The 13,482-nt window shown below is 64.6% G+C and carries 10 protein-coding genes, 1 tRNA gene and 1 pseudogene; 3 read left to right on the forward strand and 9 right to left on the reverse strand.

The genetic code is table 11. From position 1 onward, the window contains the following. The 6 genes and pseudogenes from WAN71_RS16350 to argS all read right to left on the reverse strand — a co-directional run. Nucleotides 1-204, reverse strand: a pseudogene (locus WAN71_RS16350) (transcription termination factor Rho); the annotation flags it as partial. Between the two features lie 261 nt (nt 205-465). Next, nucleotides 466-1,410, reverse strand: coding sequence for a homoserine kinase (gene thrB, locus WAN71_RS16355; protein WP_422226337.1), 945 nt, complete (start codon nt 1,408-1,410; stop codon nt 466-468). Next, nucleotides 1,410-2,501 (reverse strand): threonine synthase, encoded by a 1,092-nt coding sequence (gene thrC, locus WAN71_RS16360; protein WP_422226338.1) that lies wholly within the window; start codon nt 2,499-2,501, stop codon nt 1,410-1,412. Before thrC ends, thrB begins: the two co-directional genes overlap by 1 nt. Further along, the gene (locus WAN71_RS16365) at nt 2,498-3,823 is read right to left on the reverse strand and encodes a homoserine dehydrogenase (protein ID WP_422226339.1); all 1,326 of its coding nucleotides are present in this window, start codon (nt 3,821-3,823) and stop codon (nt 2,498-2,500) included. Before WAN71_RS16365 ends, thrC begins: the two co-directional genes overlap by 4 nt. A gap of 3 nt (nt 3,824-3,826) precedes the next feature. Then, nucleotides 3,827-5,158 (reverse strand): diaminopimelate decarboxylase, encoded by a 1,332-nt coding sequence (gene lysA / locus WAN71_RS16370; protein WP_422226346.1) that lies wholly within the window; start codon nt 5,156-5,158, stop codon nt 3,827-3,829. Between the two features lie 83 nt (nt 5,159-5,241). Continuing rightward, nucleotides 5,242-6,894, reverse strand: a complete 1,653-nt coding sequence (gene argS / locus WAN71_RS16375; RefSeq protein ID WP_422226340.1) for an arginine--tRNA ligase — start codon at nt 6,892-6,894, stop codon at nt 5,242-5,244. 113 nt (nt 6,895-7,007) lie between these two features. Between argS and WAN71_RS16380 the strand changes: the two genes are divergently transcribed. Both WAN71_RS16380 and phoU read left to right on the forward strand, forming a co-directional pair. Beyond that, nucleotides 7,008-7,080: transfer RNA gene (locus WAN71_RS16380), tRNA-Arg, on the forward strand. A 1,051-nt stretch (nt 7,081-8,131) separates the two neighbouring features. Further along, complete coding sequence (gene phoU, locus WAN71_RS16385) at nt 8,132-8,779, forward strand: phosphate signaling complex protein PhoU (RefSeq protein WP_422226341.1); 648 nt, start codon at nt 8,132-8,134, stop codon at nt 8,777-8,779. Nucleotides 8,780-8,889: 110 nt separating this feature from the next. Here the strand turns inward: phoU and WAN71_RS16390 are convergent, their stop codons facing one another. Further along, nucleotides 8,890-10,857, reverse strand: coding sequence for a heavy metal translocating P-type ATPase (locus WAN71_RS16390; RefSeq protein ID WP_422226342.1), 1,968 nt, complete (start codon nt 10,855-10,857; stop codon nt 8,890-8,892). Between the two features lie 93 nt (nt 10,858-10,950). Between WAN71_RS16390 and WAN71_RS16395 the strand changes: the two genes are divergently transcribed. Continuing rightward, a complete protein-coding gene (locus WAN71_RS16395; protein ID WP_422226343.1) occupies nt 10,951-11,313 on the forward strand; it encodes an ArsR/SmtB family transcription factor in 363 nt (120 codons plus the stop codon). A gap of 325 nt (nt 11,314-11,638) precedes the next feature. Here the strand turns inward: WAN71_RS16395 and WAN71_RS16400 are convergent, their stop codons facing one another. After that, nucleotides 11,639-11,947: a hypothetical protein gene (locus WAN71_RS16400; RefSeq protein WP_422226344.1), complete on the reverse strand. Its 309-nt coding sequence runs from the start codon at nt 11,945-11,947 to the stop codon at nt 11,639-11,641. Nucleotides 11,948-12,873: 926 nt separating this feature from the next. Further along, the gene (locus WAN71_RS16405) at nt 12,874-13,191 is read right to left on the reverse strand and encodes a hypothetical protein (protein ID WP_422226345.1); all 318 of its coding nucleotides are present in this window, start codon (nt 13,189-13,191) and stop codon (nt 12,874-12,876) included. Nucleotides 13,192-13,482: the final 291 nt, after the last annotated feature.

Here is a 13,482-nt window from a genome sequence, read left to right on the forward strand (position 1 = left end):
GGTGCCCTTGACGCCGGCTCGATTGGCCAGCGCACGGAGTTCGGGAAGCACCATGGTGGACAGGGAACCGTCCGACGGACTAGCGCTGGTGTCCGCCACCGACCCGGATGCGTCGGGGTCAGCGGAAGTGTCTGGTGTCACGGAGTTGGACAGCTTGTCGTTTTCAGTGCTGTCGCCAGCCGTAACGAGGTCCGTTTCAGTCACGGATTTCCTTTCTTCCCTGGCCGATCGAATCAAGCCAGGGGTTCGTTGCATTCAGCCAAATCGCCGAGTGCTACCAACAATCGACTCTGCAGCGGTGATCGCCGGGATTGGCAGTTTAAATGGCGAACCATCGTCCACGAGAAGAATTTGGTGTTCGTCCTAGTGTCAACGCAGATGCAGATGCTGCGATTGCTGGACGGCTCCGAGGATAACCTGCTTCGATGCCGGAAGCAAGAAGCCCCTCCAGCGTGCCGGTGGACGTTAGCTGCGGACGGCCACTCCGGAACTCCAGCGGACCCCGTCGCCGGCCGCCATCTCGCTGACCGCAAACCCGTTTGCGGCGCCATACTGCAGGGCCTCGGCGGGCAACTCGGCAGCCGTGCTCAGCGCGATCACTGCCGGACCAGCACCGGATAGCACAGCTGCCACGTTGTAACGCCGCAACAGTCGAAGGTATTCCGCCGATGCGGGCATCGCGGGCGCGCGCTGCGGCTGATGGAGCAGGTCCTCGGTAGCGGCCATCAGCAGGTCGGGTCGTTCGGTGAGCGCCACCACCAGCAGCGCTGTGCGGCTGAGATTGAACCGGGCGTCGTCGTGGCTGACCTGCGCAGGCAGCAACACCCGCGCCTCCGCCGTCGACGAGCGTTGCTCGGGAATGGCGGGGAACAAGTGAATGTCGGGATGTAATCGCAGCGGCACCGCCGAGAAGCTGGGCGGATCGCCGCTGCGGTCGGTCCACGACACCACTGCGCCGCCCAGCACCGCCGCCGCGGCGTTGTCGGGATGCCCTTCGAATTCCGACGACAACTGGATCAGCTGGTCCTGGCTCAAGGGAGTCGAACCCGCTTGTGCGACAAGCCCATTGACTGCCGCAACGCCACCTACCACCGCGGCGGCCGACGAGCCGAGACCCCGCGAGTGTGGAATGGCATTTCGACACCGCACTTTCAAGCCGGGCGCGGTGACGCCGGCCGCCTGAAGACCACACTCTACGGCGCGAACCACCAAATGGCCTGAGCCGAGCGCCAACTCGCTGGCGCCCTCGCCATCTACTTCGACGATCAAACCGGAATCGGTTGTCTCGACTATGATTTCGTCGTAGAGATTCAGCGCCAATCCGATGCTATCGAAGCCCGGACCGAGGTTGGCGCTGGACGCCGCGACGACCGAACTGGCCAGCAGCCCGGCAGGCAGCAGCTGGGTCACTAGACGAGCCCCAGTTTCGCGACAACGGCGACGGGGTCGACGGGCACCGGCGACACGGTGGGCATGTCTCGCAGCGCCGTGTCGGGATCCTTGAGGCCGTTGCCGGTCACGGTGCACACCACTGTCGATCCCGGCGCCACCCAGCCGTCCTCGACGGCCTTGAGAAGACCGGCGATGCTTGCCGCCGACGCCGGTTCCACGAAGACGCCTTCGGTAGCGGCCACCAGGTGATATGCCGCCAGGATCTCGTCGTCGGTGGCGGCCAGGAACCGTCCCTTGGACTGCTGTTGCGCCTCGACGGCCGACGCCCACGACGCCGGTGAGCCGATGCGGATCGCGGTGGCAATGGTCTCGGGCTGGCTCACCGGTTCGCCGAACACCAACGGCGCCGCGCCGGCCGCCTGGGTACCCAGCATCCGCGGCAGCTTGTCGATCACGCCGTCGGCGTGATATTCGGTGTAGCCCTTCCAGTACGCGGTGATGTTGCCCGCGTTGCCGACCGGCAGGGCGTGTATGTCCGGCGCGACGCCCAGCGTGTCGACGATCTCGAACGCCGCGGTCTTCTGGCCCTCGATCCGCAGCGGGTTGACCGAGTTGACCAATGAGATCGTCGGAAAGTCGGCGACGATCTTGCGGGCGAGTTCCAGGCAGTCGTCGAAGTTGCCGTCGATCTGGATGACCTTCGCGCCATGCATCACGGCCTGTGCCAGCTTGCCCATCGCGATCTTGCCCTGCGGGATCAGCACCGCGCAGGTGATGCCCGCGCGGGCCGCGTAGGCCGCCGCCGACGCCGAGGTGTTACCCGTCGACGCACACAGCACGGCCTGCTGACCGCGGGCCACCGCGTCGGTGACCGCCATCGTCATGCCACGGTCCTTGAACGAGCCGGTGGGATTGAGGCCTTCAACCTTGAGATGAACCGTGCACCCGGTCGTCGCGGAAAGCTTGGTTGCGGGTATCAGCGGGGTGCCACCCTCCAGCAGGGTGACCGGAACCCAGTCGTCACCGACCGGCAGCCGATCCCGGTAGGCCGCGATCACACCCGGCCACGGCTGATGGGTGCTGGTCTTGGCGGCGCTTGCCGAACTCATTCGCTGGTTCCTTCCAGCCGCAGGACGCTTGCCACATTCTGTACCACGTCGAGGCCGGCCAGCGCGTCGACGGTTTCAGACAGTGCGGCATCAGTGGCGCTGTGGGTGACTACCACGATGCGGGCGCCTACTCGTTGTCCGCCCTCCCCGACCACGCCTTCCTGGCGAACTTCGGCGATGCTGACTTCGCGTTTGGCGAATTCTGCTGCAACCGAAGACAATACGCCCGGCTTGTCCGCGACGTTCATGCTCACGTAGTAGCGGGTGGAGATGACACCCATTGGCGCGATAGGCAGTTGGGCGTACTTGGACTCCTTCGGCCCGCGGCTGCCCAGCACCCGGTTGCGTGCCGCCATCACCAGATCCCCGGTCACCGCTGATGCGGTCGGCGCTCCGCCGGCGCCCTGACCGTAGAACATCAGCCGGCCCGCGGCTTCGGCCTCGACCACCACGGCATTGAATGCGCCGCTGACCGTGGCCAGCGGATGCGACAGCGGTACCAGCGCAGGGTAGACCCGAGCCGACACCCGCTGCTGCCCATCGTCGGTCGTGATTCGCTCACAGATCGACAACAGTTTGATTGTGCAGCCCAGGCCCCGCGCGGACACGAAGTCCTCCGGGGTGATCTTCGTGATGCCCTCGCGGTAGACGTCGTCGGCGGTCACCCGGGTGTGGAACGCGATGGAAGCCAGGATCGCCGCCTTGGCTGCGGCGTCATAACCTTCCACGTCCGCGGTTGGGTCGGCCTCGGCGTAGCCGAGCGCGCTCGCGTCGGCCAACGCGCGCTCGTAGTCGGCGCCGGTGCTGTCCATCTCGGAGAGGATGTAATTGGTGGTGCCATTGACGATCCCGGCCACCCGCTGCACGCTGTCACCGGCCAGCGACTGGGTCAGCGGCCGGATCACCGGGATGGCACCGGCCACCGCAGCCTCGAAATACAGGTCTACGTTGGCGCTTTCGGCTGCTTGCGCGAGCTCTCCGGTCGCGACTGACAGCAGAGCCTTGTTCGCGGTGACGACGGATTTGCCATGCTCTAGTGCGGACAGGATCGCCTTGCGCGACGGCTCGACCGGTCCCATCACTTCGATGACGATGTCGACGTCCTCGCGGGAGACCAGTTCTTCGATGTTGTCGGTGAGCAGATCGATCGGCACACCACGGTCAGCGGCGACCCGCCGCACGCCGATGCCGCGTAGCGCCAGCGGCGCGCCGATCCGGGCGGCGAGATCGTCGGCACTGTCCTCCATGATGCGAACCACTTCACTGCCGACATTGCCCAGTCCCAATACCGCTACACCGACTGGCTTTTCATCATCGTTCACGTCTCACCTCATCTCCAGACTCAAAAGGTCGTCGACGGTCTCCCTGCGCAGAATCAGCCGGGTCTGCCCGTCGCGCACAGCCACCACCGCCGGCCGGCCAATCAGGTTGTATCGGCTCGACAGCGAGTAGCAGTAGGCACCAGTGGCTGCCACCGCAACCAGGTCGCCCGGCACTAAATCGTCGGGAACCCAGGTATCCCGGACGACGATATCGCCGCTCTCGCAGTGCTTTCCGACAACACGGGCCAGGGCCGAAGGCGCATCGGTGGCCCTGGAGACCAGCCGGACGTCGTATTCCGCGCCGTACAGCGCCGTGCGGATGTTGTCGCTCATCCCTCCATCCACACTGACATAACGGCGGTGTGCTGTCGCGCTCACCCCGACATCTTTGACGGTGCCGACCTCATACAGCGTGATGGTCCCCGGCCCGGCGATGGCGCGGCCGGGCTCGACGACCAGCCGGGGAACCGGCAGGCCCACCGCCGCGGACTCGTTGCGCACAATGGTCCCGAGCTTGTCGGCGAGTTCGCGCACCGGCGGCGGGTCGTCGAACGTCAGATACGAGATGCCCAGGCCACCACCGAGATCGACGGTGGAAATCTGCGCGGTCTTGTCGACCCCGAACTCGGCGACGACGTCGCGCAGCAGGCCGATCACCCGGTGCGCGGCCAGTTCGAAGCCGGCAACGTCGAAGATCTGCGACCCGATGTGACTGTGCAGGCCCACCAATCGAAGGTGATCGGTGGCGAATACCCGTCGTACCGCCGCCATCGCCGCGCCGTTGGCCAGTGACAGTCCGAATTTCTGGTCTTCGTGGGCGGTGGAGATGAATTCGTGGGTGTGGGCTTCGACGCCGACCGTAACGCGGACGAGCACATCCTGGACGACACCGGCCTCCCCCGCGATCGCATCGAGGCGCTCGATCTCGATCATCGAATCCACCACGACATGACCAACGCCGGCCTTGACCGCCGCGGTCAGCTCGGCGACCGATTTGTTGTTGCCGTGCAGCGCGATCCGCTCAGGCGGGAAGTTTGCGTGCAGTGCGACCGCCAGCTCACCGCCGGTGCAGACGTCCAGCGAGAGGCCTTCCTCATCGATCCACCGCGCTATTTCGCTGCACAGAAAGGCCTTGGCGGCGTAGTGCACGTTGGCGCCGCCGCCGAATGCCTCGGCGATCTCTCGGCACCGCGCTCGGAAGTCGTCTTCGTCGACGACGAAAAGCGGCGTGCCGTACTCCTGCGCCAGCCAGTTCAACCCGACGCCGGCAATCTTGACGACCCCGTCGTCGCTGCGAACCGCGTTGTACGGCCAGACATTCGGCGCCAATTCCAAAAGTTCTTGCGTCGTCTGCGGTCGCGGTGGAACGCCGGAGTGATGGAACTCCTCGGCGTGGCGTGGACCGGCCGGATGGACGTTCACATCCGCTCCGGAGCGTGGACACCAAGGATGGCCAACCCGTTGGCGATCACCTGGCGGGTGGCCTGGCACAGCGCCAGACGTGCGGTGTGCAGCTCGTTCGGCGTTTCGTCGCCGAGCGGCAACACCCGGCACGAGTCGTAGAACCGGTGGTAGTCGCCGGCGAGGTCTTCCAGATAGCGGCACACCCGGTGCGGTTCGCGCAGTGACGCCGCGGTTTTCAGCACCCGTGGGAACTCGCCGAGATTACGAACCAGCGCGCCCTCTTTGTCGTGGGTAAGCAGATCGAGGTGGCTGGTGTCGGGGATCAGGCCGAGTTCGGCGGCGTTACGGGCCAGCGCGGAGAGCCGGGCATGCGCGTATTGCACGTAGTAGACCGGATTTTCGTTGGACGCCGATGACCACAGCGCCAGGTCGATGTCGATCGGGGTGTCTACCGAGGAGCGGATCAGGCTGTAGCGAGCGGCGTCGACGCCGATCGCCTCGACCAGGTCGTCGAGCGTGATCACGGTGCCCGCGCGCTTGCTCATCTTCACCGGCTGACCGTCGCGGACCAGGTTGACCATCTGGCCGATCAGCACCTCGACGGCGGCCGGGTCGTCGCCGAACGCGGCAGCGGCGGCCTTCAGCCGGGAGATGTAGCCGTGGTGATCGGCGCCGAGCATGTAGATGCACAGGTCGAAGCCGCGTTGCCGCTTGTCCAGGTAGTAGGCCAGATCACCGGCGATGTAGGCGGGTTTGCCGTCGCTCTTGATCACGACGCGGTCTTTGTCGTCACCAAAAGCACTGGTGCGCAACCAGGTTGCGCCGTCCTTCTCGTAGATGTTGCCGTTCTCGCGAAGCCGGGCGATTGCCTGCTCGACACGACCGCTGCTGTGCATCGACTCTTCGTGGGTGTAAACGTCGAAAACGGTGCCGAAGTTGTGCAGCGATGCCTTGATGTGGGCGAACATCAAATCGACGCCGATCTTTCGGAAAGTCTCGTGCTGCTCGGCGTCGGGCTGGCTCAACGCATCGGGCGCCTCCTGCAGGACTTGCGCGGCGATGTCGGCGATGTAGCTGCCCGCGTAGCCGCCTTCCGGGGTGGGTTCGCCTTTGGCCGCGGCGATCAGCGAGTTGGTGAACCGATCGATTTGGGCGCCGTGGTCGTTGAAGTAGTACTCACGTACCACGTCGGCGCCCTGCGTCGACAGCAACCGGCCCAGTGCGTCGCCGACGGCGGCCCAGCGGGTGCCGCCGATGTGGATCGGCCCGGTCGGGTTGGCCGAGACGAACTCCAGGTTGATCTTGTGTCCGGCCTGGGCGTCAGAGTTGCCGTAGGTGTGGCCGGCGTCGATGACGTTGTTGATGATGCGGCCCTGCGCCGACGCGTCCAGCCGCAGGTTGATGAAGCCGGGTCCGGCCACCTCCGCCGAGGAGATGCCGTCGGCCTGGTCCAGCGCCTCGGCGAGCCATCCGGCCAGCTCACGGGGATTGATGCCGACCTTCTTACCGAGCTGCAGCGCCAGGTTGCTGGCGTAGTCGCCGTGCTCGGGGTTGCGCGGCCGCTCGACGGTGACCGTCGGCGGCAGCGCGCCGGTGTCGAGGGCATGCTCGGTCAGCACCGCGGTTGCGGTGGCCTTGAGCAGCTCGGCCAGGTCGGCGGGGTTCACGCAGGCCATCCTATTGGCTGAGGTCCTCAGGCCTCGAATCCATTCCGATGCTCAGCCAGGCGCCGTCATGCGTTAGTCTGTCGTGGCCCGTTGGCGCAGCATCTCGCGCGTGCGCCCCCGTAGCTCAGGGGATAGAGCGTCTGCCTCCGGAGCAGAAGGCCGCAGGTTCGAATCCTGTCGGGGGCACAAGTGTTTTAGCAGTTCAGAGGCTATTTCTGCCTAGACTGACATGCCGAGTGCCATCCACCTTCGCCTACTCGCACGGTTCGCCCCTCCACGGAACCAACCTGAGCGGGAGAGCAGCATTGACTACCGCATCCCGCGCAGTGCCTGGGCGAGCCGCTCAGCGGCGTCGCTCATCGCTGCTGTCTCGGTTCGTCAGCGCGTTGAAATGTGTTGCGTTCTAACCATTCCAAGACGTCAGACCACCTGTAGAGCACCCTACTGCCGCACTTGATGAACTTCGGTCCAGTCCCACGGTAACGATCCTGGGCGAGCGAAGCGGTAGTGGTGTGGAGATACGTGGCGACTTCGGCGGGCGTCGCCGGTGACGGTAGTTGATCAGACATGACCGGCGATCGTACCCAGCCCAAGGTCGAGCCCTTGTCAGGATTGAACTCTCCTGATGGGCCTCAGGGGAGCGTCAAAAGCCCTCTTAACAGGCATAATTCATCTCCACTGATCACTACAGATATCTGTAACTAAGGCCAGATTGTGGGCAATATGTGGGCGGCGCTCAACTACAACCGCATTGATCCCGACCGCGAGGTTTCTAGCCCAAGTGGAGCACCTCATGCAGGATGTCGTCACCGTGCATTGCCCGGAGCCGCCGGGGTCGTAGGATTCGTTGAGCTCACAGGGCTCGTAGGGCTCGTAAGACTCGTAGGGCTCGTAGGGCTCGTAGGGCTCGTAGGACCTGTCGGGCTCGTGGGCGTGGGACTCGCAAGGCCTGGGCCTTCGCCACACCAGTCCGCCACATCTTTCGGGTACTGCTCGAGCGGTAGAGGACAACGCTGCCCCGGCGGGAAATTGGCGCCGGCGTTGAGCAGATCGCAGGGAACATAGACCTGCTTGCCTTTGGGGGTGTTGGTCAAACACTGTGTCGGAGGCTGGGCATGAGCCTGAACAGGGACGATGATCGCCACCGCCACAGCACCGAGCACCGACACAAGACGGCGACAAGTCATGAGAACTCCTCTTGAGGAGTAAGTCTAGAGATCCCTCTAGGGTGGAGGCGATGCGCACGGCTTTCCATGAGCAGCTCGAATCGCTGACTGAACTGCTTAGCAACATGTGCGGCTTCGCCGGTTTGGCGATGGACCGTGCGACGCAGGCGCTGCTACACGTGGACCTGACCATGGCCGAACAGGTGTTTACAGACCATGACCGCCTTGCCCAGATGCAAACCAGCGCAGAGGAGGCTGCCTTCAGGTTGCTTGCATTGCAATCGCCTGTCGCGGGCGACCTGCGGCTCGTGGTTGGTTCCTTACGGAACGCGGCGAACGCTGAACGAATGGGCGGACTGGCACTCCACGTCGCGAAAATCGCTCGCCGCCGCCATCCCAACCGAACCCTGCCCGACGAGGTCAACGGCTACTTCGCCGAGATGGGACGTATTGCCGTAGACCTCGGCAACAGCGCCAAGGACGTGCTGCTATCGCGTGATCCGGAGCAAGCCGCTCAGATCAGCCGGGAAGACGACGCGATGGACCAACTCCACCAACAACTGTTCAGCGTCTTGATGGATACGGAGTGGAAGCACGGCGTCGCAGCAGCCGTGGACATCACCCTGCTGGGTCGGTTCTATGAGCGCTTCGCGGACCATGCCGTGGAAATAGGGCGTCGCGTTGTTTTTGAAGCGACAGGCGAAGCTGCCGGAGGGTAGAACAAGTCACCGGTCACCCGCCCCGAAGCGTTATTTGACCTCCTGACTAGGCAATTCGACTAGGGCTCGCAGCGCGACCCTCGGCGGAAAGGAACGAACGCCGACTGCGATCAGACTGCTGCCCCGCCGGTCCAGGCACGTCGCGCGAGAAGGCGCATACCGTTGAGTCCGACGATGACGGTCGACCCTTCGTGCCCAGCGACGCCGAGTGGAAGGGGTAGGTGTCCCAATAAGTCCCAGAGGACGAGTCCCGTGATGAAGGTGGTCGCGATGGCCAGGTTGGCGATCACGATGCGGCGGGCGCGGCGCGATAGGGCGATCACCGCGGGGAGGGTGGCCAGGTCGTCACGGACGATGACGGCGTCGGCGGTCTCAAGGGCCAGATCGGATCCGGCGCGGCCCATCGCGACGCCGGTGTGTGCGGCGGCCAGGGCGGGGGCGTCGTTGACACCGTCCCCGACAAGCAGCACGCGCCGCCCGGCGCCCTCAAGCTCGCGGACAGCGGTGACTTTGTCTTGCGGCAGCAGCCCGGCGCGGATGTCGGTAATTCCGATTTGCGCGGCGAGTGTGGTTGCGGCACGGCGGTTGTCACCGGTCAGCAAAACCGGTTCCGTGCCGGTGAGTGTAGTCAGTTCAGCGACGGTGCCAGCGGCTCCGGGACGCAGTTGGTCAGCTAGTGCCAGGATGCCGGCTGGGACACCGTCGGCGACGACGATGACCACGGTCTTGCCGGCGGCTTCCAAATCGGCCACCGTCGCGGTCATCGGGGTCGACTTATCAGCGTCGGACAGCAGATGCGGCGGGCTGCCGACTTCGACGTTATGGCCGTCGATAGTGGCATGGACACCGCGTCCGGGCGCAGAGTTGAAATCCCGGGCCGTGGGCAGCCGCAGGCCGCGTTCGTCGGCGGCGGCCACGATCGCCTGAGCCAGCGGGTGTTCGCTGGGGTGTTCGGCAGCCGCGGCCCAAGTAAGGATGGTGTCGGCGTCGTGGCGCGTTTCGTCGAATGTTTCAACGTCGGTCAGTTGGGGTGCGCCCTGAGTGAGGGTGCCGGTCTTGTCGAACGCCACGGCCGTGATCGAACCAAGTTGTTCCATCACCACTGCGGATTTGACCAGGACGCCGTTGCGTCCGGCGGTGGCCATGGCGGCCAGCAGCGGCGGCATGGTCGCCAGCACTACCGCGCACGGCGACGCGACGATCATGAAGGTCATCGCCCGCAGCAGCGCCGGCTGCAAGGCAGCGCCCAGCGCGAGCGGGACGAAAAACACCGCCAAGGTGGCGGCCACGACCCCGATCGAGTAGTACTGCTCGACCTTCTCGATGAACAACTGGGCCTTAGCCTTGGTGGCCGAAGCCTCCTGCACCATGGCCACGATGCGAGCGACGACGGTGTCCGCGGCCGCCCGGTCGACCCGAATCCGCAGCACCCCGGTGCCATTTAGCGTGCCGGCAAACACCTCATCGCCAGGGTTTTTGGCGACCGGTAGTGGTTCACCGGTAATCGACGCCTGATCCACGTCGCTGGCACCGGAGACAACCTGCCCGTCACCGCCGATCCGTTCACCGGGGCGCACCACGATGATGTCCCCGACCGACAGAGTGGCCGCATCGACCACAGTCTCGTCGCCGGATTCGGTGATCACCGTGGCACTCTCGGGGGCCAGATCAAGCAGGCTGCGCACCGAATCGGCGGTCCGCTGAGTCAGAAACGCTTCCAGTGCACCGGATGTGGCGAAAATGACGATCAACAGTCCGCCGTCGAGGACCTGCCCAATCGCGGCGGCCCCGATCGCGGCCACGATCATCAACAGATCGACATCAAGGGACTTTGCCCGCAAAGCTTGCAGCCCGGCCAATGCGGGTTCCCAGCCGCCGGTGACATAGCAAGCCAGATACAGCGCCCACCACAACCATGCCGGTGCGCCACCGAACTGGGCAGCCAACCCGAACACGAACAGGACCGTGGCCACGGTCGCCCACCGGACCTCGGGAAGGGCGAACGGACGTGTCCGGGCTCTCGGTTGGCGATCAGGGGCGACGGCGGCGCGGGAGCGGTCCAGGACCGGAGGGGACATCGGGAACTCCACATTCGGTGAGACGGCGGGACATGGCCACCCTACAGGAACATATGAACAGGTCTTCATAGGATCATTAGGTAGGATCCAGCCATGGGTCACGGCATTGAGGGCAAACCCACCCCGCCCGCACAGCTCGACGCCGAGTCCGCGGCATCGGTCGCGGCGACGCTGCAAGCACTGGCGACACCAAGCCGACTACGGATCCTGACCCGCCTGCGCCACGGCGCATGCTCCGTCAACGACCTTTCGGCTGCCGTGGAAATGGAACAGTCCGCGGTCTCCCACCAGTTACGCCTTCTGCGCGCAATGGGATTGGTCACCGGCGCCCGAAACGGCCGCAGCGTGATCTACGCGCTCTACGACAACCACGTCGCGATGCTCCTCGATGAGGCTGTCTACCACATCGAACACCTCGGGCTTGGCGTCGCAGACGAACCCTCCGTGACCGCCTAAACGGTCAATTCGGCTATTAGCTGGCCCATGATCATCGGCAGGGGGCTCCCGGCACTGGGGGACCCGCGACAGGTGGCAGACCAGACCCGCCGCACGGGAAATAACTGGGCGGCGGCCCCGGCTCCGGTGGCGGTGCAGCCAACGCCGCACATGCTTCCTGGGAGCCCATCAGGCAGGCATTACAGGTGACGCTGGAGCCAGCGACGCATGGGGCGCCACGGGCCACCGGGGCTAGAGCCGGTGAGAGCGTGATGGGCAAGACGGCGGCTACAGCCGCCCCAATCAGTAATTTCTTCATCATTTCCTTGCCCGTCCTTGCCCTCGCTTAGTAGACGACGACTTCGGCATCGTTGCCGCCGGTGCAGTACGCCGGATGTTCACTGACGCAGGTCATGTCGTAGTTCTCGCCGGTGATCGGCGAGAACGCGACGAGCGATATCGCGCCAGTGACCGTGTTGATCGAGCCGGAGCTGTAGTAGGCTTCGCGCACGTTCTGGGCGAACTCGCAGGTGGTGGGTCCAATGACGCCTTCTTGTCCGTCGGGGCACATCACCGTGTCGGCTTGGGCGGGTGCTGCGGCGATGATTGCACCGGCGATCACCGCGGGGACTGCGAGGGTGATGATTTTTTTCATGATGTCCTTTCGTCTTCTGAGGTAGGTTCATCTGGCTCCGGCGCCCTTGCGTCAAGCATCTGGGCGGGGTCGCCGCCGAACATGCCCGAGATGACCCAAAGCGCCATGAACCCGAACTTGCGCAGTTTCTTCACTGCTTCTCCCTTTTTCATTCAGCGCCTCTCAGCAGAACTGGAAGATGATGTCCCAGTAGCCATCCGGTGGCGCCGGTACGATCGTCTGGGCTGCAGACCGGCGAGATGGGTCGCTGTTCCATAGCACCTGGAACGGACCGCCCAAGCCCTAGGTGCCATCGACGATCGTTCCCGTCCCGGCCTTGGCCGGGTGGGAGGGCCGTCCCACTGAGTTGTTCAAGGATGCGGCGTGGCGCGAGCATGGTGACGTTGGCCGCGACGGCGATTCCAACGTTCGGTACTGCAACCTGCATGGGCTCAACCTCCTCGACCTACCGGGCCTGAAGTGGTTCTGCCTCCCCAAAAACCGCACCCTGACGGGCGGCGGAATTTATTATCAGCGCCGACCGCTGGAGGCGATTAGCTTAGCTTTGGCTTAGCGAAATATATGAAAAGCTGCAAAAATATATAAAGCTTGCAAATACTCAGAATTTCTCGCTATCTGACGTACGCTGCCGCACCCAATTCAGGCTGATGTGGTCTGCCGCAGCCGACCAGTCCAGCTAACACCGGCGGCACCGGCGGCGTTGGGTGGCCGCAGGCACGTTTAGGCGGTTTCATTTTCGCCGGCAGCGTGCTGAAGCCCGCACCCTACTGGCGGCCTTGGTAACGCCAAGAAGAAAGGAAGGGAATCGGATGGTCAACGCCGCACACTCGACCTATTGCCCCGGCAATGTGTGCGACGCGCCCACTCTTTGCACATGACAGCATGACCGGTCGAAACCGACCGGTTCACAACGTCGTTGCGCGCCCCTACTGACAGCCGCCAGGCGGTGCGGGTATCGGCCCGACCGGTTGCGGGAACAGACCGGCGAAGGGACCTGGCGCGGGAGGGGGCACGACGCACTGCACATACACGGCGGACGGGCCGCGCTTTATGGCGCGCCAGTACGAGCCATCCGGATAGGGCACGCCGTCGCAAGAGGGCTCAGGGGACAACGCGTCTACCGTCCCGCCACCTGGGCAGTAGTTGGCACCAACATCGGGCTTATGCGGATCAGGGTCCGCGTGGCCTGCTGGCGCGGCCAGCATGGCGGTGGCGATCAGCGCCATGGTCATCACATGCTTCATGGTCGGCATCTTGCTGCCTACCGGAGGATTTCGGCGCGCTTTCGACGATGAAACGCACGGTGTGTCGAAGGTCTCGGCGTACTTCGCTCGCTCAGTTCACCGCGCCGCGGGTCACTTGCGGCGCCGCTGGCTGAAGGTGCCGTGCCCTAGCGTGGGCATTATGAGCTTGATTTCGAGAATGTCGCTGTCGCAGTGGCGGCGCGAAATGCTGCGAACCAACTTCTGGCTGATGCCGTCCTTGGAGGTCCTCGCGTCGATCGCCCTGTTTTGGGCCACCTTGGAGGTAGACCG

Source organism: Mycobacterium sp. (assembly GCF_049280035.1).
Taxonomy (GTDB): Bacteria; Actinomycetota; Actinomycetes; order Mycobacteriales; family Mycobacteriaceae; genus Mycobacterium.

Excerpts from the sequence above, each read along its gene's own strand:
- thrC (WP_422226338.1), bottom strand. The coding sequence starts at position 2,501 with ATGAGTTCGGCAAGCGCCGCCAAGACCAGCACCCATCAGCCGTGGCCG.
- phoU (WP_422226341.1), top strand. The coding sequence starts at position 8,132 with ATGCGCACGGCTTTCCATGAGCAGCTCGAATCGCTGACTGAACTGCTT.
- WAN71_RS16395 (WP_422226343.1), top strand. The coding sequence starts at position 10,951 with ATGGGTCACGGCATTGAGGGCAAACCCACCCCGCCCGCACAGCTCGAC.
- WAN71_RS16400 (WP_422226344.1), bottom strand. The coding sequence starts at position 11,947 with ATGAAAAAAATCATCACCCTCGCAGTCCCCGCGGTGATCGCCGGTGCA.
- WAN71_RS16390 (WP_422226342.1), bottom strand. The coding sequence starts at position 10,857 with ATGTCCCCTCCGGTCCTGGACCGCTCCCGCGCCGCCGTCGCCCCTGAT.
- WAN71_RS16405 (WP_422226345.1), bottom strand. The coding sequence starts at position 13,191 with ATGAAGCATGTGATGACCATGGCGCTGATCGCCACCGCCATGCTGGCC.